Raw genomic sequence first — 22386 nt, forward strand, 5'->3', positions numbered from 1 at the left:
GTGAAGGAGGGGATCGCCGGGGGCGTGCCCGCCGCAGGGGACTGAGCAAGTGTTAGGTTGCCCAGTATGGAGATCAGGACGGTCACGGCCAACGGGGTCGACTTCGCCTACCTGGAGATGGGGCAGGGGCCGCTCGCGCTCTGCCTGCACGGGTTCCCCGACACCGCGCACACCTGGCGGCACCTGCTGCCCGAGCTGGCCGGGCGCGGCTACCGGGCGGTCGCGCCGTTCATGCGCGGCTACGCGCCCACCTCGGTCCCGGCCGACGGCGCCTACGAGCCGGGTGCGCTGGTCGCCGACGCCTGCGCGCTGCACGAGGCGCTCGGCGGGGACGGCGACGCGGTGCTCATCGGCCACGACTGGGGTGCGTTCCCGGCCTACGGCGCGCCCGCCTTCGCCCCGGCGCGCTGGCGCAGGGCGGTCGCCATGGCGGTGCCCCCGCCGGCTGCGACGATCTCGAGCTTCTTCGCGTACGAGCAGCTCAAGCGGTCCTTCTACATCTTCCTGTTCCAGACGCCCCTGGCCGAGACGGCCGCCTCGCAGGAGGGGTTCCTCGAAGGGCTCTGGCGCGACTGGTCTCCGGGCTACGACGCCGCCGAGGACGTGGCGGAGGTACGGCGGAGCCTGGCCGATCCGGCCAACCTGGCCGCGGCGATCGGCTACTACCGGGCCATGCTCGGCGCCGTCCCGCCGACCGGCCGATACGCCGCCGAGCAGGCCGCGACGGGCGGGGACGTCCCGATCCTCTACCTGCACGGGGAGGACGACGGCTGCCTGGACCCGGGCCTGGCCGCGACGGCCCCGGAGTTCCTGCCGCCCGGCTCCCGGACGGGACTGGTCGCGGACGCCGGGCACTTCCTCCATCTGGAGCGGCCCAAGGAGGTGAACAACCTGATTCTGGACTGGTTGGCGCGGTGAGGGTGTGGCAGGATCGGTGAGAAACCGAACTCGGTTCTAGTGGAGGCTGGCGTGGCGGTTTCAGGTGCTGGCGTGACGATCCCGCTGGCGGACATCGACCTGTCCGACATGGCGTTCTGGGAGCGGCCGATGGCCGAGCGCGAGGCGGCCTTCGCCGTGCTCCGCGCCCAGCCGGGCCCGGTCCGCTTCCCGGAGCCCGACATCGGCTTCGCCCCGGCGGGGCCCGGCTACTACGCGCTGGTCCGGCACGCCGACATCGTCGGGGCCAGCCGGAACCCGGAGGTCTTCTGCTCGGGGCAGAGCTCGACGAGCATCCACGACCTCCCGGCCGAGTTCAACGAGTACTTCGGCTCGATGATCAACATGGACGACCCCCGGCACGCGCGGCTGCGCCGGATCGTCTCCCGGGCCTTCACCCCCAAGATGATCAAGCAGTTCGAGGACGACGTCCAGGCCGAGGCCACCCGGATCGTCGACGGCCTCGTCGCGAAGGGGCCCGGCTGCGACTTCGTCACCGAGGTGGCCGCCAGGCTCCCGCTGAAGATCATCTGCGACATGATGGGCATCCCGGAGGAGCACTACCAGACGGTCTTCGACGCCTCCAACGTCATCCTCTCCGGCGGCGACCCCGAGTTCATCGAGGACATCAGCCGCGCGGCCGAGCTGCTCCTGGGCGCCGGGCAGCGGCTGCAGGACCTCGTCGTCTCCCTCGCCGACGCGGCCGACGCCGGCGACGACACCCTCATCGCCGCGCTGACCAGGGCCAACATCGACGGCGAGAAGCTGACGATGCAGGAGCTGGGCTCGTTCTTCATCCTGCTGGTGGTGGCGGGCAACGAGACCACCCGCAACGCCATCTCGCACGGCCTGCACCTGTTCACCGAGAACCCGGACCAGCGCGAGCTGCTCCTGGCCGACTTCGACGGCCGCGCGGCCGGAGCGGTCGAGGAGATCGTCCGGCTCGCCTCCCCGGTCGCCTGGATGCGCCGCACGGTCACCCGCGACCACGAGATGAACGGCACCCACTACCGCGAGGGCGACAAGGTGCTGCTCTACTACTGGGCGGCCAACCGGGACGAGGACGTCTTCGCCGACCCCTACCGCTTCGACATCCTGCGGACCGACGGGCCGCACGTGGGCTTCGGCGGGCCAGGGCCGCACTTCTGCCTCGGCGCCCACCTGGCCCGGCGGGAGATCACCGTGATGTTCCGCGAGCTGTTCACCCGGCTGCCGCAGCTCCGCTCGGTCGGCGAGCCCGACCGGCTCCGCTCCAGCTTCATCAACGGCATCAAGCGCATGCGCTGCGACTTCTGAGACGCCGGGTCCCGGGCCGCCGCTTCCGGCGGCCCGGGGGACGCGGGACGGGCACGCGCCCGGTCCGCGCGGCCCGCCCCCGTTCTCACCCGGTGGTCGTCTTGATCGACTTGAAGACGGTGTTCACATCGGGCAGCAGCTCCCCGGCGCTGCCCGGCACCGACATGTAGACGATGGAGGGCAGGTCGGCCCCGGTGCTCACGGCCGCCACGACGATGGTGGTCCTGTCCTCGCCCGAGGTGATCTCGTAGGCGGCCAGCTGGCCCGGGAGCCCGCCGACCGACAGGGTCTGCTGGGCGGTCTTGGCGGCCTTGTTGCCCTCGGGGAAGAACTTCCTGCGCGCGCTGTTCGCCACCGCGTTGATCACCGGGGCCAGGTTCTCCGGCGAGGTGTAGTACTTCTCCAGCCTGGGCGAGAGCGGCCCCGACATCACCTGGGCGTACTGGTTCTTCCCGGTGGAGTCCTGGCCCGCGGGGGCGTACTGGCGGGTGCTGAAGCCGTACGTCGTCGGCACCGTCGGCCGGGTGTCCTGCCGCCACGGCGCACCGAGCCTGGCGATGGTGAGGGCCGCGCCGGTGTCGGTGACGGTGCCGGCGACGGGTGAGGCGTCACCCGGGTAGCGCGGCAGGCGGCCGATCTTCGCCTTCGGCTTGGTGCTCGCCTTGGGAGTGGCGGTGGCCTTGGTCCCGGCGGCCGGACCGCTCTCCTCGGCGGAGGCCAGCGGCCCGGCCAGGAACGCCCAGAGCAGCGCGCCGACCAGCGCGATCACCGCCGACCCGGCGAGCGCGAAGATCCAGACCGGCTTGCCGGGCTCCTCGTCCTCGTCCTCGTCGCCGATGGCCTGGTAGTTCTCGCCGAAGACGGTGTTCCACAGCTCCTGCTGGCGCTCCGGCGGCGGCGTCTTGGGCCCGCTGATCTGGCCCGCGGTGACGAACGGCCGGTTGGGGTCGGAGGGGTCGCGGCTGAGGTGGCCGCCCGGCGCGGCCTGCCGGTCCTGGGGGTGGCCCTGCGGATGGCCCTGGGGGTGGTTCCGGCCCTGCTGGTCCGGGTGCGCGGGGCCCCGCCCGTCGGGGGAGGGCTGCATCGGCTGTGCGGGCTGCGGGTGACCCTGCCCGGGAGCGCCGGGGTGCGTGAGGCCCTGCTGGGCGGAGCCGTACGGGCCGCCGGGCGGTTCGTTGCGCGGATGGGAGTGGCCGTTGCCGCCGGGCTGCCCTCCGCCGCCGGGCGGAGCCGCGTCCGGGGCGGCGGGAACGCCGAATGCGGCGGTCCTCGCGAGGGGGTCGGGACGGGGGAAGGGGTCCGCCTGGGCGAACGGGTCCGGTCTTGCGAAGGGGTCGGCCTGCGTGAACGGGTCGGGCTTGGCGAACGGGTCCGGTCTTGCGAAGGGGTCGGCCTGCGTGAACGGGTCGGGCTTGGCGAACGGGTCCGGTCTTGCGAAGGGGTCCGCCTGCATGAAGGGGTCGGGCTTGGCGAACGGGTCGGAGGCCGCGCCCCACCCGCCGTTCTCCGGAGCCTGGGCGGCCGGGGAAGGAGGCCAGGTGCCGGAGTTCTCCCCCGGAGGGGCGCTCTGCCGGAGGCCGTCGCCGCCCTGCGGGCCTGAGGCACCGTTCTGGGGGCTGCCGTTCTGGGGCCCGCCGTTCTGGGGGCCGGTGGTGGAGGCTCCGCCCTGCGTGGAGGCGAGGGTCTCGAAGGCCTGCTGCCATGAGCCGTTGCCGGGCACGGACGCCTTCCACGAGGTGTTGCCCGAGGGGGGCGGGTCCGCGGGCAGGGCGTTGCGGGGACCCGTGCCGCCGGTGCCGAGCGGGTCGTTGGCCCAGGCCGGCGGGGGTTCGGGAGTCTGCTCCCATGCCGGAGGCAGGTGGGGCCGGCTGGAGTGCTCCGAGGCCATGGGTTCCTTACCTCCCGGATGGGTGCCCGAATTGGGGGTATTGGGCATGTTCTCATGTGGGGCGGGGGAGTCCGCAGGGAAACGGGAGAACGCTTCCCTGAACTGGAGCCCGGTGGGGTCGGTCGGAGGATCCTGCAGGGGCAGGCCCGCCTCCGTGGGATCCGGGCCCTGCCCCGGCGCTGCTGAGTGTGCCACGGTGAAAAGGGTAAACGGGATGGACGTGCGAGGTCACAACCGATCTACCATTACGGTCTTCCGGCACCTCTCGGTGGAGTACTCCGCCATTGTGCTGCCCGGGTCCCACCGGTGTCCCGGGTTCGCCCGATCGTCTCTCTCCGCGGTTCATGAAAAGACTTGCGGGCTGCGCTAGGCTGTGATTATGCGTGCCGCGACCCTGCTGCTTACCGGGCCGCACCGGCCTTCCCGGCGCTGAGCGCCCCGCCGGTGCGGCTGCCCTTCGCGTGAGCGGAGGGTTTTTCTATTGGGTCGGATGACTGAGATCATCTTCGCGGACGGACACCGAGGGAAGAAACGTGAGCGAGCGAGCCGACATGCAGAGCGACGAGCAGCACTACGACCCGCAGGCACTGCAGGTCAAGTGGGAGCGGCGGTGGGAGGAGCTGGACCCCTTCCGGGCCTCCGCGGACCCCGCCGACACGCGTGAGAAGCGCTACATGCTCGACATGTTCTCCTACCCCTCGGGCGACCTGCACATGGGGCACGCCGAGGCGTTCGGCCTGGGCGACGTCGTCGCACGCTACTGGGTGCAGAAGGGCTACAACGTCCTGCACCCGATCGGCTGGGACTCCTTCGGCCTGCCCGCGGAGAACGCCGCGATCAAACGGAACGCGCACCCGGCCGAGTGGACCTACGCCAACATCGAGACCCAGGCGGCCTCCTTCAGGCGGTACGGGATCTCCTTCGACTGGTCGACCCGCCTGCACACCAGCGACCCGGAGTACTACCGCTGGACCCAGTGGCTGTTCCTGCGCTTCTTCGAGCGCGGTCTGGCCTACCGCAAGGGCGGCCTGGTCAACTGGTGCCCCAACGACCAGACCGTGCTGGCCAACGAGCAGGTCGTCGGCGGCAAGTGCGAGCGCTGCCACGCCGAGGTGGTCCGCCGCGAGCTGACCCAGTGGTACTTCAAGATCACTGAATACGCCGACCGGCTGCTGGACGACATGCACCAGCTGGAGGGCGGCTGGCCGGAGCGCGTGCTGAGCATGCAGCGCAACTGGATCGGCCGCTCCCAGGGCGCGGACGTCGACTTCGTGATCGAGGGCCGCGACGAACCGGTCACCGTCTACACCACCCGTCCCGACACGCTGTACGGCGCGACCTTCTTCGTGGTCGCCCCGGACGCCGCGCTGGCCGCCGAGATCGTCTCCGACGGGCAGCGGGCGGCCTTCGAGGCCTACCGGGCCGAGGTCGCCAAGCTGAGCGACATCGACCGGCTCTCCACCGACAAGGAGAAGACCGGCGTCTTCCTGGGCCGCTACGCGATCAACCCGGTCAACGGCGAGCGCATGCCGATCTGGGCCGCCGACTACGTGCTGTCCGACTACGGCCACGGCGCCATCATGGCGGTGCCCGCGCACGACCAGCGCGACCTGGACTTCGCCCGCGCCTTCGGGCTGCCGGTGCGGGTCGTGGTCCACACCGGCCTGGCCGACCCGGGCGAGACCGGCGTCGCCACCTCCGGCGACGGCGCCCTGGTCAACTCCGGCCCGCTGGACGGCCTGAGCAAGACCGAGGCGATCCAGAAGATCATCGAGATCCTGCACGGGAGGGGCACCGGCAGGGCGGCGGTCAACTACCGGCTGCGTGACTGGCTGCTGTCCCGCCAGCGCTTCTGGGGCTGCCCCATCCCGATCGTCCACTGCGCCGACTGCGGTGAGGTCCCCGTCCCGGACGAGCAGCTGCCGGTCACCCTGCCCGACCTGCGCGGCGAGGCCCTGGCCCCCAAGGGCGTCTCCCCGCTGGCCTCGGCCGCCGACTGGGTGGACGTCGCGTGCCCCAAGTGCGGCGGGGCCGCCCGGCGCGACACCGACACCATGGACACCTTCGTCGACTCCTCGTGGTACTACCTGCGCTACGTGGACCCCGGCCACACCGGCGGCCCGTTCGACGTGGAGAAGGTCCGCCAGTGGGGCCCGATCGACCAGTACGTCGGCGGCGTCGAGCACGCGATCCTGCACCTGCTGTACTCGCGGTTCTTCACCAAGGTCCTGCACGACATGGGCATGGTCGACTTCACCGAGCCCTTCGTCCGCCTGCTGAACCAGGGCCAGGTCATCAACCAGGGCAAGGCGATGTCGAAGTCCCTGGGCAACGGCGTGGACCTGGGCCAGCAGATCGACGCCTTCGGCGTGGACGCCGTCCGGCTGACCATGGTCTTCGCGGGCCCGCCCGAGGACGACATCGACTGGGCCGACGTCTCGCCCGCCGCCTCGCAGAAGTTCCTGGCCCGCGCCTTCCGGGTGATGGCCGAGGCCGGCGCCGCCTCCGCGCCCGGGGCGGACGCCGCCACCGGCGACCTGGGGGTGCGCAAGACTGTGCACAAGGTCGTCGACGAGGTCACCAAGCTGGTCGAGTCCTACCGCTTCAACGTCGCGGTGGCCCGCATGATGGAGCTGACCAGCGCGCTGCGCAAGGCCATCGACTCCGGCCCCGGCGCCGCCGACCCGGCCGTCCGGGAGGGCTGCGAGGCCCTGGCCGTCATGCTCTCCCTGGTCGCGCCGTACGCCGCGGAGGAGGGCTGGGAGCGCCTGGGCCACCCCGCCTCGGTCGCCACGGCCGGCTGGCCGGTCGCCGAGGCGGCCCTGCTGGTCGAGGAGTCCGTCACCTGCGTCGTGCAGGTCGCCGGGAAGGTCCGCGACCGCCTGGAGGTCTCCCCGGACATCTCCGAGGCCGACCTGAAGACCCTGGCGCTGGCCTCCGAGCGGGTCCGGGGCTTCCTGTCCGGCGAGCCGCGCAAGATCATCGTCCGCGCGCCGAAGCTGGTCAACATCGTGCCGTAGGGCCGGCGGCAAGCTCGTGGCGCCGCCGGGAAGGGGGCTCCGGATCATGATCCGGAGCCCCCTAGGCTTCTCCCATGCGGCGTTGCGGTGTGCTCACGATGGTGACGGTCCTGGCCCTGGCGGGTTGCGCCCGGGCGGGCGGTGACCCCTCGGAGACAGGACTGGCCAGGGCGATGGCCGAGGTGGCCGAGAGCGGGCCGGCGAGCCAGGCGTTCCTCTACAACGACCTGGCCCACTGGCGGGATCTCGGCCTGACGCCCGGAGTGGAGTCGGAGGCTCCCTGGCTGGAGACGGTCTCCTTCAGCCTCGGCGCGTTCGGCGTCCCGGAACGGCGGGATCCGGTCGGCGGCGATCTGTCCGGAGCCGACCGGGCGATCTCCATCGGCATACCGCCGGACACCGTACGGCTGGACGGGGGCTTCGACGCCGCCGCCGTCCGGGACAGGCTGGTGGCGGCCGGAGGAGCACCCCGCAGGCTCGGCGGGCACGAAGTGATCACCCGGGGCGAGGGCGTCACCACCACCTCGGAGAACGGCATGTTCGTCCAGACCTCCACCGACGACCCGTTCGGCAACGTGGTCGTCACCGGCTCCGTCATCGCGGCGAGCCCGTTCGCGTCGAGCGTCAGGGACGTGCTCGGCGGATCGCCCGCCCTGGCCGGCAAGGACGGATACCTCGCCCTCGCGGCCTGTCTCGGAGATGTCGCCGCCGCTTTCATCGTCGATCCCCAGGAGGTGGGCTCGGGGCCGGGAGTGAGGCTCCAGGGTGTGGGGCTGAGGCGTCCCGAGTCCGTGACCGACCAGCCGGTCAGCGTGGTGTGCGTGCTGCCGGAGGCGGCCGAGCACGCCGCCGTGCGCGGGGACTTCCCCACCCGGTTCACCACGGAGGGGAAGAACCGCCTGGGCAAGCCGTTCGGCGACCACGCCGAGGAGATCGTCCACGACGAGGTCGCGTTCGAGGACCTCACGGTGCTCCGAGCCACGGTCAGGCACACCGCCACGACCTCGGCGTCCTTCTTCCTCCGGACGCTCGCCCCGGAGGACTACCGGGCGACCGGCCCGTCCTGACCCGGCGGGAAGCGGCATGCTCGTGCCACTGCGATCGATCGGTCCGCCCGCTTCCCCCTCTCCGGCACCATCCTCGCCGGCCACCTCGGCCCCGCCGACGAGGCGGCCTTCCCCCGAGCCTTCGCGCCCGGCGGCCGTCTGACCGCCACCGGCGGCGAGGACCGCGCGGTACGGCTGCGGGGGATCGGGACCCGCCCGTTCTCGGCTGGGTCCGGCTGACACTAGGGTGCGGGCATGCGACGTATCGGTGCGCTCCTGCTGGCGGGCGGGTTGGTCGTGACGGGCTGCTCCGGAGGGGACGGCGAGCCCGGGCGCGGGGAGACCCGGGCGGCCCCCGCGAGCTCCGGAACCCCCGCGGCCCCCGGCGGGCTCCGGGCGGCGCTGGCCGAGGTCTCCGGAGAGGGACCCGCCGCCCTCCACCTCGAGTACGGGGACCTGGCCCACTGGCGCGACATCGGCGTCGCCACCGACAAGGGGCCGGGGCGGGACAAGACCTGGCTGTCCGTCATCGGGTACGGCCTGGGCGAACTGGTCCGGGCGGGGCGGCCGCTGACGGAACGGACGGGCATCACCCCCTACGCCGCCGACCACGCCGTCTCGATCGGCGTGCCGCCGGACACGGCGGTCCGCATCGACGGCGGCGTGGACGCCGAAGCGATCAAGGCCAAGCTGACCGCGCTGGGCGGCAGGCCCGGGAAGATCGGCGACCACGACGGACTGTCGCTCGCCGACGACCACGCCCTCGATCCGGACGGGCCGCTGATCGACCTCGGCCTGGTGAACCAGCTCAACAAGGTCGTCGTCACCGGCTCCACGCTCGCCGTGGGATCGGCCGCCGCGCCCGTCTCCGCCGTGCTCGGCGGTGCCCGTTCCCTCGCGGACGTCTCCTCGCACGCCGCCGTCGCCGACTGCCTCGGCGACGTCGTCACCGCGGTGCTCACCGTGCCGCAGGACTCCGGGGCGGTGGCCCTCTACGGGGTCGGGCTGCGCCGCCCCGCGTCCCCGGGCGACACGCCGGTCAACGTGATCTGCGTGGCGCCCAGGAGCGGCGCGATCGCCGCGGTGGGACAGGCGCTCACCGCCAAGCTCACCACGGCGGCCCCGACCACCCAGGGCACGCGGTACGGGGAGCACGTCAAGGAGATCGAGCACGACGAGGTGGTGAGCGGGAACGTCACGGTCCTGCGCGCCACCCTCGTCCTCACCCCGGGCACCCCGGCCTCCTTCGTGCACCGGATGCTGCTCAGCCGCGACCTGGAAGCGGTCGCCGACCCCACGGCGGCGAGCAGCCGCCTGCCGCCGCCCACCCCGGCCTCCTGAACCCCGCCCGCGCGGCGGCGTGGGCCGGGAACCGGGGGCGGACGGGATCCGGCAGCGAGAGCTGGACGGGATCCGGGATCCGGGAGACGGGCAGGGCCCGGGAGACGGCCAGGACGGTCAGGGAGACGTCTTCACGACCCGGACGACTTCACCGCCCGCGCGATCCGGTCGAGGATCTCCGACAGGACCGGGCCGGAGGTGGCGAAGTTCAGCCGGGCGAAGCCCTCGCCGCCGGGGCCGAACAGCGGGCCCGCGCTGAGCATCACCCGGGCCTCCCGCTCCAGGAACGCGGCCGGGTCCTCGGCCGGGCCCAGGGCGGTGAAGTCCAGCCAGGCCAGGTAGGTGGCGTCGGGGACGCGGTAGCCGACGCCCTCGGGGAGCCGCTCGGCGATCAGGCGGCGGTTGCGGTCGAGCACCGCCCGCGCCTCCGCCAGCCAGTCGTCGCCGTGCCGCCAGGCCGCGACCGTCGCCTCGACCCCGAAGACGTGGGCGGCGCCGTACAGGTGCGTCGGCTGGGCCTCCAGGGCCGCGCGCAGGGCGGGCGGGCCGACGTGGGCCACCGAGCAGCGGATGCCGCCCAGGTTGAAAGCCTTGGTGGCGGAGGTGAGCGTGACCGTCCGCTCCGGCAGCAGCGTGGCGAAGGGGATGTGACCGCCGGGGGCGTGGACCAGGTCGGCGTGGATCTCGTCGGAGATCACCAGCAGGTCGTGGCGCTCGGCCAGCTCGGCCAGGGCGGTCAGTTCCTCGCGGGTGAAGGCGCGGCCGGTCGGGTTGTGCGGGTTGACCAGGAGCAGCACGCGGCAGCGGCCCGCGGCGAGCCGGGCGGCCAGGGCGGCGGTGTCGAAGCCCCAGGAGTCCCCGGCGGGCTCCATCGGGACGGTGAGCGCCGGGCGGTCCATCTCGGCGAGCGTCCCGAGGAAGGGGGGATAGGCCGGGACGTGCACGGCCACCTCGTCGCCGGGGGCGGCGGCGACGTGCAGGACGACCTGGAGCGCCTGGTTGATGTCGCTGAAGGAGCGGACGTGGCCGGGATCGGGGCGCCAGCCGTACCGGTGGTCCATCCGAGCGGCGAACGCCTCGGCGAGGGGACCGGATCCGGGCCGGTCGAGCCAGCCCGGGTAGCCGAGGTCGCCGCGGGCCCGCCGGGCCAGGGCCTCGCTGATCGCCGGGGCCACGGGGAAGTCCATGTCGGCGATCCACGCCGGGATCACTCCCGGCCCGGGCTGGGACCACTTGATCCCGTCCCGGGAGGCCAGGGTCTCCAACGTCAGCTCGTTCAGGGCGTTCTGGGCGTTCGCGGAAGAGGAGTCGGTCACCGTCCCAGCCTAATTGGGACGGTGACCGACTTACTGTGAGATATCTGGACTGATTACCCGAGACCGGACTTCATCGCGCTGATCAGCTCACCGTTGGCGGTGTCGCCGCTCAGCTCCCAGAAGAACGCGCCGCCCAGGCCCTGGTTCTTGGAGTAGCCCATCTTCCCGCCGATGGTGGCCGGGGTGTCGTAGCTCCACCACTGGTTGCCGCAGTGGGCGTAGGCCGTACCGGCGATGGTGCCGGTGGCGGGGCACTTGGTCTTGAGGACCTTGTAGTCCTCGTTGCCCGCCTCGTAGGTGCCCGGAGCCGCGCCGGTCGCGGTGCCGCCGGGCGCGGACTGGGTCACGCCGGTCCAGCCGCGGCCGTAGAAGCCGATGCCCAGCAGCAGCTTGTTCGCCGGGACGCCCTTGCTCTTCAGCTTCTGGATGGCGGCGTCGGAGTTGAAGCCCTCCTGCGGGATGCCGCTGTAGGAGGTGAGCGGCGAGTGCGGAGCCGTCGGGCCCTGGGCGGCCCAGGCACCGAAGAAGTCGTAGGTCATCGGCATGAGCCAGTCGACGTACTGGGCGGCGCCCGCGTAGTCGGTGGCGTCGATCTTGCCGCCGCTGGAGCCGTCGGCGGTGATCGCCGCGGTGACCAGGTTGCCGGAGCCGAACTTGGCGCGCAGCGCGGCCATCAGGTTCTTGAAGGCGTTCGGGCCGCTGGTGTCGCAGGTGAGGCCGCAGGCGTTGGGGTACTCCCAGTCGATGTCGATGCCGTCGAACACGTCGGCCCAGCGCGGGTCCTCGACCAGGTTGTAGCAGGACTCGGCGAACGCGGCCGGGTTGGCCGCGGCCTGGCCGAAGCCGCCGGACCAGGTCCAGCCGCCGAAAGACCACAGGACCTTGATGTTCGGGTAGGCCTTCTTCAGCTTGCGGAGCTGGTTGAAGTTGCCGCGCAGCGGCTGGTCCCAGGTGTCGGCGACGCCGTCGACGCTCTGGTCGGCCGTGTAGGACTTCTCGTAGTCGGCGAAGCCGTCGCCGATGGTGCACCGGCCGCCCTGGACGTTGCCGAAGGCGTAGTTGATGTGGGTCAGCTTGGACGCCGAGCCGCTGGTCACGATGTTCTTCACGTGGTAGTTGCGGCCGTAGACGCCCCAGTTCGTGAAGTAGCCCAGCAGCCTGCTCCCGCCGGTGCCGCCCTCCTTGGTGGTGACCTTGAGCTCGTTGCTCGCACCGGAGCGGTTCCCGGCGGCGTCGCGGGCCTTGACCGTGTAGGCGTACTCGGTCTTGGCCGTCAGGCCGGTGTCGGTGTGGCTCGTGCCGGTGACGGTGGCGACGAGGGCGCCGCCGCGGTAGACCTCGTAACCGGTGACCTTGACGTTGTCGGTGGAGGCGTTCCAGGACAGCTCGGCGGTGGTGGCGCCGACGGCCCCGGCGCGCAGGCCGCCCGGGGTGCTCGGCGCCTCGGTGTCGCCGCCGCCGTCGTCCTCGGTGGTGACCTTGAGCTCGTTGCTCGCGCCGGAGCGCTGGCCGGCGGTGTCGCGGGCGCGGACGGTGTAGGCGTACTCGGTCTTGGCCGTCAGGCCGGTGTCGGTGTGGCTCGTGCCGGTGACGGTGGCGACGAGGGTGCCGCCGCGGTAGACCTCGTAACCGGTGACGCCGACGTCGTCGGTGGAGGCGTTCCACTGGAGGGAGACGCTGGTCGTGGTGGCCGCGGTGGAGCGCAGGTTCGCGGGGGCGGTCGGCGGGGTGTCCCCGCCGGTCTGCCCGGTGACCGAGATCGCGGAGACGGTCGCGTAGTTGGCCCCGCCGTTCATGTTGAACTGCACGTCGAGGGCGCCGTCGGTGACCGTCACCGGGAAGGTCTTGTCGCAGGCGGTCAGCCGGCCGCAGGCGGCGAAGATGTCGAAGGCGGTCAGCACGCCGGCGCCCTCGGCCCGGACGTCGAACTTGCGCTGGCCCGCGCCGTTGGCCCAGTCCTCGACCATCTTCAGCGTCACCTGGTAGGTGCCGTTCGGCACGTCGAAGCGGTAGCCGCTCCAGCCGTTGAAGGTGTTGTAGCTCTGGTAGAGGGAGTCGTCGGTGGTGCCGGCGATCGGGCTGCTGGTCGTGTTCGTGCCGTAGCTCGTCTGGTAGCCCCAGTCGCCGGCGGTGTAGGCCTTGTCGGCCGACCACTGGACGCCCGCGCCGTCGGTGACGGCCGCGCCGCCCGAGTTGGCCCGGATCGGCACGGCGGCGGCGCCGTACGCTCCGGGGGCCATGGTGACGGCGGCGGCGCCCAACGGGAGCAGCATGGCTCCCGCGGCGGCTAAGAGTTTCAGGGTGAGTCTGTTGCGCACGGCTTGTACCTCTCCTACCTGCACGGGGGGATTAAATTAATAAGAAGCTTTCCTATTAATTTGGGGTGAACGTATCCCTGTGACCACAGGCGGTCAAGGTGCGAAATTTCGGGGGTAAGGCGGAGGTTTAAGGGAGTTTCAGGACATGCCGGGAGGCGGCCAGCGCCAGGCGATGCCCAGCACCCCGGAGGAGACGCCGCAGGCCGACAGGTGCACGGTGTGGTGGACGTTGGGCGCCAGGGCTCCGGTGCGGCGGACCTCGCCGTCCACGCCGTGCCGGGCGTAGGCGTAGCACTCCGCCGGGAGCGCCGCCGGGTCGAACCGCACCTCGACCAGGAACTGCTCCACCGGCTGGCGGAAGCCGTGTCCGTGGCCGGTGCAGGGGACGGGCGGACGGTCGCGGGCCTCCCACTCGAAGACCCAGGTCTCCCCGCTGCGCAGCGCCTGGTCGAACAGGAGCTCCACGAACGGTTCCGGCTCCCGCCGGACCTCGCCCAGCCGGCAGTTCGCCAGGGGGAGGATCTCGCGGGCGCCGGGGTCCGCCCCCGGGCCGTCGGGCGAGCGGGCCAGGTAGCGGTCCACCCCGTGCCGGCGGGCCCTGATCAGGGTGCGCGTCCAGACCGAGGCGCGGCATCCGGCGGCGTCGAGGACCACCTTCTGGTGCTGGCTGATGACGGTCACGTGCTGCTCGTACCGGCCGGGGAACGGGCCGGGCGGTCCGCCTGGCCGTTCGTCCGCTCCCGGGCCGGGATGCAGGAGATCCGCCAGCGCCCGCTCCGGGACGCCGAGGATGCCCTCCAGCGCCGTGATCACCGCCATCGACCGCTCGCCGCCGGGACGCCGGTTCCCCCGCTGCCAGTCGCTCAGCGTGGACAGCGCGACCGCCGGACCGTGCTGGGCGAGGCGGGCCCGGATCCGGTCGAGCGAGAGCCCGCTCTCCCGGATGCAGGCGCGGAGGGCGAGATGGAACGGGCCGGAGCGGAGCAGGGTGTCGCGGTCACCGATCGGCTCGGGGGCTCGGCGCGGCATGGGGGCGCTCCTGTCGGTCGCGTCTGTCGCGCGGCTCCCGCACCCCCGCGATCCCGCCCCCTCGTCCGGGAACGCGTGCCGGCCGCGCTCTGTGCGGGAGTGAGCGTAGGCCGTTTCATGATCCAATGAAAGATCATCGTGGTTGCCGCATGTCCGGGATTCCGGACATGCGGAAGGGCGGGACTCCGCTCGCGCGGATCCCGCCCTTCCGGCGCGCCGTTCCCGCAGCGTGCCTGCGAGTCGGTACGGCGTGTGCCGTACCGGCCGTCGGACCTGCCCGGACCGGCCGGGTCAGAGCCTGCGCAGGACCGCCACGACCTTGCCGAGGACGGTGGCCTCGTCACCCGGGATGGGGTCGTAGTTGGGGTTGTGCGGGACCAGCCAGACGTGGCCGTCCTTGCGCTTGAAGGTCTTGACCGTGGCCTCCCCGTCGATCATCGCCGCGACGACGTCGCCGCTGTCGGCCACCGGCTGCTGGCGCACGACCACCCAGTCGCCGTCGGCGATCGCGGCCTCGATCATCGAGTCGCCGGTCACCTGGAGCAGGAAGAGCGTCCCCTCGCCCACGAGCTGCTTGGGCAGGGCGAAGACGTCCTCGATGCTCTCCTCGGCGAGGATCGGGCCGCCGGCGGCGATCCGGCCGACCAGCGGCACGTAGGCCGCGGTCGGGCGGCTGACCGGGGCCTCGTCCGTGGAGGCGTCGGGATCCACCCACAGGACCGGCTCGCCGGGCAGGCGGACCTCGAGCGCCCGGGGGCGGTGCGGGTCGCGCCTGAGGTAGCCCTTGCGCTGCAACGCCGTCAGCTGGTGCGAAACGCTGGAGGTGCTGGTGAGCTGCACCGCCTCGCCGATCTCGCGCATCGACGGCGGATAGCCGCGCTGCTGCACCGAGTCGCGGATCACCTCAAGGATCTTGCGCTGCCTGGGAGTGAGGCCAAGGGAGTCGCGTCTGCGCACCGCCAGATCACTGACGGCCGCGCCGTTCTCTTTCTGCTCGCTCATGCGATCTCCTTGCCTCCCGGTCCGTATTCCTCGTGTCGCACACAGCGACCGTACCCTCGTCGAAGATCATCTTCAAACAATTGTTCGAGTCGTCCTCGAAATCGATGGCGGCGTGGTGTACAACATCGTACGGGAGTTCGATCGACATCGTGTTCGATTCGCCGATCTTTCTTCGACCTGTGTTCGGCCAGGTGGGAGGGATGGGGGTCATGATGAAGGCGACCGCTCGGACGCGACGGCCCGGCGGGCCCGCCGGGCCCGGCAGGGCTCCGGCCCGGCGGCCCGGACCTGCGGGAGGCGTCCGATATCCTGGCACGCCGCTCCGGCTCACCCGCCGGGGGCGGATCGTGGTGCTGGTCCTGCTCGTCCTGGCCACCCTCGGGCTGCTGTGGATCGCCTCGCGCGTCGACGCGGCCTCGGCGGCCGGGCAGGAGGGCCGGGAGGGCCCGCCCGGGGTGGTGGTGCACCCGGGCGACACCCTCCGGGGGATCGCCGGGGCTGCGGCTCCGGAGGGCGACCCCGCCGCGGCCGTCGACCGGATCATGATCGTCAACGGCCTGTCCGCCTCCGTGATCAGGTCCGGCGACCGGCTCTACCCGCCGGACGGCCCGGCCGGCTGAGGGCCGCCGCCCGAGGGGGCGGGCGGGAGCGGGCGCCGGGGTGCCCGGGGGAGCGCGAGGGCGTCCGGGGGCGCGCCGGAGGGGCGACACGCCCGGCCGCGGCGCGTTCGGAGCGCTGATCAGCGACTTCGGCCGCGGGCCCTCGTCTAACTTGCGTTCATGGTCGCGCACTTCTACGGTTGGACCACAACATCTAGTGGCTTTACCGGTGCACTCCACCACAGATTGTGTTTCCGTTACTGCACCTCGATTCAGAAGAGGTGTGCGCGAGCGTCCCCGCGTGGGCACTCTGGGACACATGGGGCAGGTGAGCCGCCCGGCGGATCAGGGAGGCGACGCGCGTGCACTGCCCGTTCTGTCGCCACCCCGACACGCGGGTCATCGACAGCCGCTCCACCGAGGACGGCGGAGCCATCCGCCGCAGGCGCACGTGCCCCGAGTGCGGGCGCCGGTTCACCACCCAGGAGACCGTGCTGCTCATGGTGAGCAAGCGCAGCGGGGTGACCGAGCCGTTCTCCCGGGACAAGGTGATCGCCGGTGTCCGGCGGGCCTGCCAGGGGCGGCCGGTCAGCGAGGACTCGCTGGCCCAGCTCGGTCAGCGGGTCGAGGAGGGCATCCGGGGGACCGGGGCCGCGGAGATCCCCGCCCACGAGGTGGGCCTGGCCATCCTGGGGCCGCTCCGCGAGCTGGACGAGGTGGCCTATCTCCGCTTCGCCTCGGTCTACCGGGGGTTCGAGACGCTGGCCGACTTCGAGGCCGAGATCGAGCAGTTGCGGGCGGATCGCTCCGCCAAGCACGACTGAAGAAGTCAATCCCCGGGCGCCGGGGGACGAACAGCGGCGCGTTGATGTGGTCCGGATCGGGGGCTCGTGCGGAGTCCCGGAAGGGGGAAGTCATGACGGAGACGGTCAGCGGCACGGCGTCGCGCGGGGGCAAGAGGCCGCGCAAGGGGCTGAAGATGAAGCGCATCTTCACCACCGCCGGCGTGCATCCGTACGACGAGGTGCGCTGGGAGCGCCGTGACGTCGTCATGACCAACTGGCGTGACGGCTCGGTCAACTTCGAGCAGCGCGGAGTGGAGTTCCCCGACTCCTGGTCGGTCAACGCCGCCAACATCGTCACCACCAAGTACTTCCGCGGCGCGGTCGGCACCCCGCAGCGCGAGTGGAGCCTCAAGCAGCTCGTCGACCGCGTGGTGGGCGTCTACACCCGCACCGCCGTCGAGAACGGCTACTTCGCCACCGACGAGGACGCCGAGATCTTCGACCACGAGCTCAAGCACGCCCTGGTCAACCAGGTCTTCAGCTTCAACTCGCCGGTCTGGTTCAACGTCGGCACCGCCTCCCCGCAGCAGGTCAGCGCGTGCTTCATCCTGGCCGTCGACGACCAGATGGAGTCCATCCTCGACTGGTACAAGGAAGAGGGTGTGATCTTCAAGGGCGGTTCCGGCTCCGGCGTGAACCTCTCCCGGATCCGCTCCTCCAAGGAGCTGCTCTCCAGCGGCGGCACGGCCAGCGGCCCGGTCTCCTTCATGCGCGGTGCGGACGCCTCCGCCGGCACCATCAAGTCGGGCGGCGCCACCCGCCGCGCCGCCAAGATGGTCGTCCTCGACGTCGACCACCCCGACATCGAGGAGTTCATCGAGACCAAGGCGCGCGAGGAGGACAAGGTCCGCGCGCTGCGCGACGCCGGGTTCGACATGGACCTCGGCGGCAAGGACATCGTCTCCGTCCAGTACCAGAACGCCAACAACTCCGTGCGCGTCTCCGACGAGTTCATGCGCGCGGTGGAGGACGGCGAGGAGTTCGGCCTGCGCGCCCGCCTGTCCGGCGAGATCATCGAGAAGGTCGACGCCCGCGACCTGTTCCGCAAGATGGCGACCGCCGCCTGGGAGTGCGCCGACCCCGGCATCCAGTACGACGACACGATCAACGACTGGCACACCAGCCCCGAGACGGGCCGCATCACCGCCAGCAACCCGTGCTCGGAGTACCTCCACCTGGACAACTCCTCCTGCAACCTGGCCAGCATCAACCTGATGAAGTTCCTGAAGGACGACAACTCCTTCGACATCGAGAACTTCGTGAAGATCACCGAGCTGATCATCACCGCGATGGACGCCTCCATCACCTTCGCCGACTTCCCGACCGAGAAGATCGGCGAGACCACCCGCGCCTACCGCCAGCTCGGCATCGGCTACGCCAACCTCGGCGCGCTGCTCATGGCGACCGGCCACGCCTACGACTCCGACGGCGGCCGGGCCATCGCCGGGGCGATCACCTCGCTGATGACCGGCACCTCCTACCGCCGCAGCGCCGAGCTGGCCGGCGTCGTGGGACCGTACGACGGCTACGCCCGCAACGCCGAGGCGCACAAGCGCGTCATGCGCAAGCACTCCGCCGCCAACGACGCCCTGCGCACGCTGGACGACATCGACGGCGCCGTCCACGCCGAGGCCACCCGCCAGTGGGAGGAGTGCCTCAGGACCGGCGAGAAGAACGGCTACCGCAACGCCCAGGCCTCGCTGCTGGCGCCCACCGGCACCATCGGCCTGATGATGGACTGCGACACCACCGGCATCGAGCCCGACCTCGCGCTGGTCAAGTTCAAGAAGCTCGTCGGCGGCGGCTCCATGCAGATCGTCAACCAGACGATCCCGCGGGCGCTCAAGCAGCTCGGCTACCAGGATGAGCAGATCGAGGCGATCGTCGAGTTCATCGCCGAGCACGGCCACGTCGTCGACGCGCCGGGCCTGCGCCGCGAGCACTACGAGGTCTTCGACTGCGCCATGGGCGAGCGGGCCATCGCCCCGATGGGCCACGTCCGCATGATGGCCGCCGCCCAGCCGTTCCTGTCGGGCGCGATCAGCAAGACGGTCAACCTGCCCGAGTCCGCGACGGTCGAGGACATCGAGCAGGTCTACCTGGAGGGCTGGAAGCTCGGCCTGAAGGCCCTGGCCGTCTACCGCGACAACTGCAAGGTCGGTCAGCCGCTCTCGGCCGCGGGCAAGAAGACCGACGGCAAGACCGACGGCAAGACCGACGGCAAGACCGGGGACAAGACCGGGGACAAGACCGGTGCCGCCGCGGAGCCGGAGGTCCGGGTGGTGGAGATCAGCCGCCCGACCCGCCGCCGGATGCCGAACCAGCGGCCCAGCACGACCACCCGCTTCACCGTGGGCGGCGCCAAGGGCTACATGACCGCCTCGTCCTACCCCGACGACGGCGTGGGCGAGGTCTTCCTGAAGATGTCCAAGCAGGGCTCGACCCTCGCGGGCGTCATGGACGCCTTCTCCGTGGCCATCTCCATCGGCCTGCAGTACGGCGTGCCGCTGGAGACCTACGTCAGCAAGTTCGTCAACATGCGCTTCGACCCGGCGGGCATGACCGACGACCCGGACATCCGCATGGCCGCCTCGGTGATGGACTACATCTTCCGCCGGCTGGCCCTGGACCACCTGCCCTACGACGAGCGCGCCGCCCTCGGCATCTTCTCCGCCGCCGAGCGGGCCGCCCAGCAGCGGGGCGAGGACCCGGCCGTCGTCCACAACGACGAGGTCATCGCCGAGCTGGCCACCTCGGCCCCGATCGAGAAGCCCCGCGGCGAGAACGCCGAGAACACCGGGAGCAGGGCCGAGCTCCTGCCGGAGCCGGTGCGCGCCGGCTCCCTGGAGTCTCACCAGGGCCGTACCGCCGACGCCCCGCTCTGCATGACCTGCGGCACCAAGATGCGCCCGGCCGGCAGCTGCTACGTCTGCGAGGGCTGCGGCTCCACCAGCGGCTGCAGCTGACAGCGGGCGGGGTCGCGCGCGGTGCGACCGGCGTGACCGGCGGCCCCGCCGGTCACGCCGGGAAGGTCACGCTCCGGCGGGCGGGAGCCGGTCGAGCGCGACCCCGAAGTGCTCCCGGTAGGCGGAGCGGAGTTCGGCTTCGCCCAGGACGCGTTCGGTGCGCTCGCCGTGGGCGGTCCGGATCAGTCTGCCGCCCCTGATCGTCGTCCTGCCCTCGGGCGTGCGTATCGAGCAGACCGGCGACCTGGTGAAGTGCGACTGGGGAGAGGTCGCCTGCCACCAGCACGTCGGGACGAAGTCCGCCAGTTCGTAGGGCCGGGCGGTCAGCCGGTAGCTCTGCTCGCCTCCGCGCACGATGTCGAGATCACCGTGGCCGCCGGGGGCGGGCACGACCTGGAACACGCCTCCGTCCTCTTTCTGCTCCGCGCGTTCGTCGAGCCGGAGCGGCTGGTCGGCGAAGTCGCCGAAGCCGACGTCGACCAGCCACGGCTCGTCCAGGTCGACACGGAGCGCCAGGTGGTCGAAGAGCGGTCCCGGCGTGCCGTCCTGGAAGACCCGGGCGGCCAGCAGCGTCACCCGGTAACCGAGCGAGGTCAGCAACTCGGCGAACAGTCCGTTCAACTCGTAGCAGAAGCCACCGCGCCGGCGACTTACGATCTTGTCGAACAGCGCCCCGGGTTCGAGTGAGATCTGCTCGCCGAGATGGATGCTCAGATTCTCGAACGGCACCGCCCGAAGATGGGCGAGTTGCAGGGCGTGCAGGCTCCGCACGTCCGGTCGCGAAGGTCGGGTTGCGCCGATTCTGTCTATGTAACGGGTGATCTGTGACTCGTCCACGGGGCAAGCAAACCATGCGCCGTCCGCCGGCGGCGGAGGGGCCGCGGTCCGGCCCGTGCGAAGGGGGAGCGCCCGGACGGGCGGTCTGCGGGGCGGCGGCCGACTCCGCCGCCGCTCCCGTCGGGCCACCGGCGCCGCCCCCTCAGCGGCGCCAGAGGCCCGGCTGGACGAGGCCGGACTCGTAGGCGCAGATGACCGCCTGGATCCGGTCGCGCAGGCCGAGCTTGGACAGCACGTTGCTGACGTGGGTCTTCACGGTGTGCTCGCTGACCACCAGGGCCGCGGCGATCTCGGGATTGGACAGGCCCTGGCCGAGCAGGGCGAGGGTTTCCCGCTCCCTGCCGGTCAGGGCGTCCATCCCCGAGATCGCGACCGGTGGGCGGGCCTTGCGGCGGATCAGATCGTCGATCAGCTTTCTGGTCACGACGGGCGCCAGCAGCGATTCCCCGGCCATCACGACCCGGACGGCGTGGACGAGGTCGTCGCGGCGCACGTCCTTGAGCAGGAAACCGCTGGCCCCGGCGTGCAGGGCCTCGTAGACGTACTCGTCCTGGTCGAAGACGGTCAGGATGACGACCTTGGTGCCGGTCTCGGCGCAGATCGTCCTGGCGGCCCGGATGCCGTCCATGACGGGCATGTGGATGTCGAGCAGGATGACGTCGGGCGCGTGCGCGCGGACCGCCGCGACGGCCTGGGCGCCGTCACCGGCCTCGGCCACGACCGTGATGTCCGGCTGGGTGTCCAGGATCAGGGCGAAGCCGCTGCGCATGAGCTCGTGGTCGTCGGCGACCACGACGCGGATCGTCACGCGGCGGCTCCCGGCAGGCGCACCGCGACGGCGAAGCCGCGCCCGCCCGGCCCGGGGCCGAAGGACGCCGAACCGCCGCACGCCGCCGCGCGCTCGCGGATGCCGACCAGCCCGTACCCTGAGCCGCCGGTGTGGCCGCGGCCCCCGTCGGTGACGCCGATCATGAGCGCGTCCTGCCTCCAGTCCAGTTCGACGGCCACCGCGGACGCCCGGGCGTGCTTGACCGCGTTGGTGAGCGCCTCCTGCACGACCCGGTAGGCGGCGGCCTCCACGTCCGCGGGCAGCGGGCGCGGCGTGCCGTGGACGGTCAGCGTAGCGCGTTGTCCGGCCCGGTCCACGCTGTGCACCAGCGCCTCGATCCGGGCCACGGTCGGCGGAGCGCCGGGCGAGGAGCTGCCGAGCAGGCCGAGCAGACGGCGCAGCTGGTCCATCGCCTCGCGCCCGGTCTCGGCGATGGCGTCGAAGGCGGCCTCGGCACGGCCCGGGTCGGGGCGTACGGCCAGCGGCCCGGCCTCCGCCTGCACCACGATCAGGCTGATCGCGTGGCCGAGGACGTCGTGCATGTCCCGGGCGATCGCCGCCCGCTCCCGCTCGACGGCCCGCTCCGCCTCCCGCTGCCTGTCGCGTTCGAGCTGGAGGACGTAGGTGTGCCGGTTGGCCGTCGCCCGGCCCATGGCCCAGGCCGCGACGTACATCACCAGCGCCCGCACGGTGGTGTCCGCACTCGGCGGATTCAGGACCAGCCCGGCGAGCTGGATACCGGCGCCGCACCCGAGCAGGGCCAGCGCCCAGGTCCGGGTGCGGGGCGAGCCGTGCGCGGCCACCGTGTAGAGCGCGACCAGCAGTGCGTAGGGGATCGGCTGCGGGGCGGTGTCGGGATCGTTGAGCAGGTACGCACCCGTCGCGGTCATCACCGCCGCCAGGACCGCCAGCGGTGCGCGCCGCCGCCAGACCAGCGGCAGCGCCAGGCCGAGCACGGGCAGGTACTGCCCGAGCGTGTAGCCCGTCACCGGGTCGGCTTCCCGGACCGTCAGGACGAAGGGGGCCGAATGCGCGGCGAGCACCACCAGGGCGGTCGCGAGGTCCGCGGCCAGCGGAGGAATCCGGCGGATTGATCGGGTGATGGCTGACATACCGAT

Annotated in this window: 16 protein-coding genes; 8 read left to right on the plus strand and 8 right to left on the minus strand. The window is 71.9% G+C overall.

Annotated features, from left to right (window positions below; genetic code table 11):
* Nucleotides 1–66 precede the first annotated feature (66 nt).
* Entirely contained in the window at nt 67–918 is an 852-nt protein-coding gene (locus FHS22_RS21705) for an alpha/beta fold hydrolase (RefSeq protein WP_184944260.1), read from the plus strand.
* A gap of 108 nt (nt 919–1026) precedes the next feature.
* Nucleotides 1027–2232: a cytochrome P450 gene (locus FHS22_RS21710; protein WP_184944446.1), complete on the plus strand. Its 1206-nt coding sequence runs from the start codon at nt 1027–1029 to the stop codon at nt 2230–2232.
* A gap of 85 nt (nt 2233–2317) precedes the next feature.
* Here FHS22_RS21710 and FHS22_RS21715 read toward each other — a convergent pair whose 3' ends face one another.
* Nucleotides 2318–4120, minus strand: coding sequence for a hypothetical protein (locus tag FHS22_RS21715; protein WP_184944262.1), 1803 nt, complete (start codon nt 4118–4120; stop codon nt 2318–2320).
* Between the two features lie 551 nt (nt 4121–4671).
* On the opposite strand from FHS22_RS21715, the gene leuS reads away from it, so the two are divergent.
* The 3 genes from leuS to FHS22_RS21730 all read left to right on the plus strand — a co-directional run bounded on the left by leuS (nt 4672) and on the right by FHS22_RS21730 (nt 9527).
* A complete protein-coding gene (gene leuS, locus FHS22_RS21720) occupies nt 4672–7140 on the plus strand; it encodes a leucine--tRNA ligase (RefSeq protein ID WP_184944448.1) in 2469 nt (822 codons plus the stop codon).
* 74 nt (nt 7141–7214) lie between these two features.
* Nucleotides 7215–8207, plus strand: coding sequence for a hypothetical protein (locus FHS22_RS21725; RefSeq protein WP_184944264.1), 993 nt, complete (start codon nt 7215–7217; stop codon nt 8205–8207).
* A 234-nt stretch (nt 8208–8441) separates the two neighbouring features.
* The gene (locus FHS22_RS21730; RefSeq protein WP_184944266.1) at nt 8442–9527 is read left to right on the plus strand and encodes a hypothetical protein; all 1086 of its coding nucleotides are present in this window, start codon (nt 8442–8444) and stop codon (nt 9525–9527) included.
* A gap of 131 nt (nt 9528–9658) precedes the next feature.
* On the opposite strand, the gene FHS22_RS21735 is transcribed toward FHS22_RS21730, so the two are convergent.
* The 4 genes from FHS22_RS21735 to lexA form a co-directional block, all read right to left on the minus strand.
* Complete coding sequence (locus FHS22_RS21735; RefSeq protein ID WP_338047875.1) at nt 9659–10843, minus strand: MalY/PatB family protein; 1185 nt, start codon at nt 10841–10843, stop codon at nt 9659–9661.
* A 53-nt stretch (nt 10844–10896) separates the two neighbouring features.
* Nucleotides 10897–13116, minus strand: coding sequence for a glycosyl hydrolase family 18 protein (locus FHS22_RS21740; protein WP_184944268.1), 2220 nt, complete (start codon nt 13114–13116; stop codon nt 10897–10899).
* Between the two features lie 183 nt (nt 13117–13299).
* A complete protein-coding gene (locus FHS22_RS21745) occupies nt 13300–14190 on the minus strand; it encodes a hypothetical protein (RefSeq protein ID WP_184944270.1) in 891 nt (296 codons plus the stop codon).
* Between the two features lie 291 nt (nt 14191–14481).
* Nucleotides 14482–15192: a transcriptional repressor LexA gene (gene lexA / locus FHS22_RS21750; protein WP_184944272.1), complete on the minus strand. Its 711-nt coding sequence runs from the start codon at nt 15190–15192 to the stop codon at nt 14482–14484.
* A gap of 347 nt (nt 15193–15539) precedes the next feature.
* Between lexA and FHS22_RS21755 the strand changes: the two genes are divergently transcribed.
* The 3 genes from FHS22_RS21755 to FHS22_RS21765 all read left to right on the plus strand — a co-directional run bounded on the left by FHS22_RS21755 (nt 15540) and on the right by FHS22_RS21765 (nt 19602).
* Complete coding sequence (locus FHS22_RS21755; protein WP_184944274.1) at nt 15540–15812, plus strand: LysM peptidoglycan-binding domain-containing protein; 273 nt, start codon at nt 15540–15542, stop codon at nt 15810–15812.
* A 341-nt stretch (nt 15813–16153) separates the two neighbouring features.
* Complete coding sequence (gene nrdR / locus FHS22_RS21760; RefSeq protein ID WP_184944276.1) at nt 16154–16615, plus strand: transcriptional regulator NrdR; 462 nt, start codon at nt 16154–16156, stop codon at nt 16613–16615.
* A gap of 92 nt (nt 16616–16707) precedes the next feature.
* The gene (locus tag FHS22_RS21765) at nt 16708–19602 is read left to right on the plus strand and encodes a vitamin B12-dependent ribonucleotide reductase (protein WP_184944278.1); all 2895 of its coding nucleotides are present in this window, start codon (nt 16708–16710) and stop codon (nt 19600–19602) included.
* A 66-nt stretch (nt 19603–19668) separates the two neighbouring features.
* Here FHS22_RS21765 and FHS22_RS21770 read toward each other — a convergent pair whose 3' ends face one another.
* The 3 genes from FHS22_RS21770 to FHS22_RS21780 all read right to left on the minus strand — a co-directional run bounded on the left by FHS22_RS21770 (nt 19669) and on the right by FHS22_RS21780 (nt 22380).
* Nucleotides 19669–20439, minus strand: a complete 771-nt coding sequence (locus tag FHS22_RS21770) for an arylamine N-acetyltransferase family protein (protein WP_338047876.1) — start codon at nt 20437–20439, stop codon at nt 19669–19671.
* Between the two features lie 142 nt (nt 20440–20581).
* The gene (locus tag FHS22_RS21775; RefSeq protein ID WP_184944280.1) at nt 20582–21247 is read right to left on the minus strand and encodes a response regulator; all 666 of its coding nucleotides are present in this window, start codon (nt 21245–21247) and stop codon (nt 20582–20584) included.
* Nucleotides 21244–22380, minus strand: coding sequence for a sensor histidine kinase (locus tag FHS22_RS21780; RefSeq protein ID WP_184944282.1), 1137 nt, complete (start codon nt 22378–22380; stop codon nt 21244–21246). The genes FHS22_RS21775 and FHS22_RS21780 overlap by 4 nt, the downstream gene beginning before the upstream one ends.
* Between the last annotated feature and the right edge of the window lie 6 nt (nt 22381–22386).

Source organism: Thiemannella venezuelensis, assembly GCF_014203605.1.
In the GTDB taxonomy this organism is placed as follows: Bacteria; Actinomycetota; Actinomycetes; order Streptosporangiales; family Streptosporangiaceae; genus Planomonospora_A; species Planomonospora_A venezuelensis.

What these genes read in the sequence shown, in the direction of transcription:
- FHS22_RS21705 (WP_184944260.1), top strand. Translation starts at nt 67, where the DNA reads ATGGAGATCAGGACGGTCACGGCCAACGGGGTCGACTTCGCCTACCTG.
- FHS22_RS21710 (WP_184944446.1), top strand. Translation starts at nt 1,027, where the DNA reads ATGGCGTTCTGGGAGCGGCCGATGGCCGAGCGCGAGGCGGCCTTCGCC.
- FHS22_RS21715 (WP_184944262.1), bottom strand. Translation starts at nt 4,120, where the DNA reads ATGGCCTCGGAGCACTCCAGCCGGCCCCACCTGCCTCCGGCATGGGAG.
- leuS (WP_184944448.1), top strand. Translation starts at nt 4,672, where the DNA reads ATGCAGAGCGACGAGCAGCACTACGACCCGCAGGCACTGCAGGTCAAG.
- FHS22_RS21725 (WP_184944264.1), top strand. Translation starts at nt 7,215, where the DNA reads ATGCGGCGTTGCGGTGTGCTCACGATGGTGACGGTCCTGGCCCTGGCG.
- FHS22_RS21730 (WP_184944266.1), top strand. Translation starts at nt 8,442, where the DNA reads ATGCGACGTATCGGTGCGCTCCTGCTGGCGGGCGGGTTGGTCGTGACG.
- FHS22_RS21740 (WP_184944268.1), bottom strand. Translation starts at nt 13,116, where the DNA reads ATGCTGCTCCCGTTGGGCGCCGCCGCCGTCACCATGGCCCCCGGAGCG.
- FHS22_RS21745 (WP_184944270.1), bottom strand. Translation starts at nt 14,190, where the DNA reads ATGCCGCGCCGAGCCCCCGAGCCGATCGGTGACCGCGACACCCTGCTC.
- lexA (WP_184944272.1), bottom strand. Translation starts at nt 15,192, where the DNA reads ATGAGCGAGCAGAAAGAGAACGGCGCGGCCGTCAGTGATCTGGCGGTG.
- FHS22_RS21765 (WP_184944278.1), top strand. Translation starts at nt 16,708, where the DNA reads ATGACGGAGACGGTCAGCGGCACGGCGTCGCGCGGGGGCAAGAGGCCG.
- FHS22_RS21780 (WP_184944282.1), bottom strand. Translation starts at nt 22,380, where the DNA reads ATGTCAGCCATCACCCGATCAATCCGCCGGATTCCTCCGCTGGCCGCG.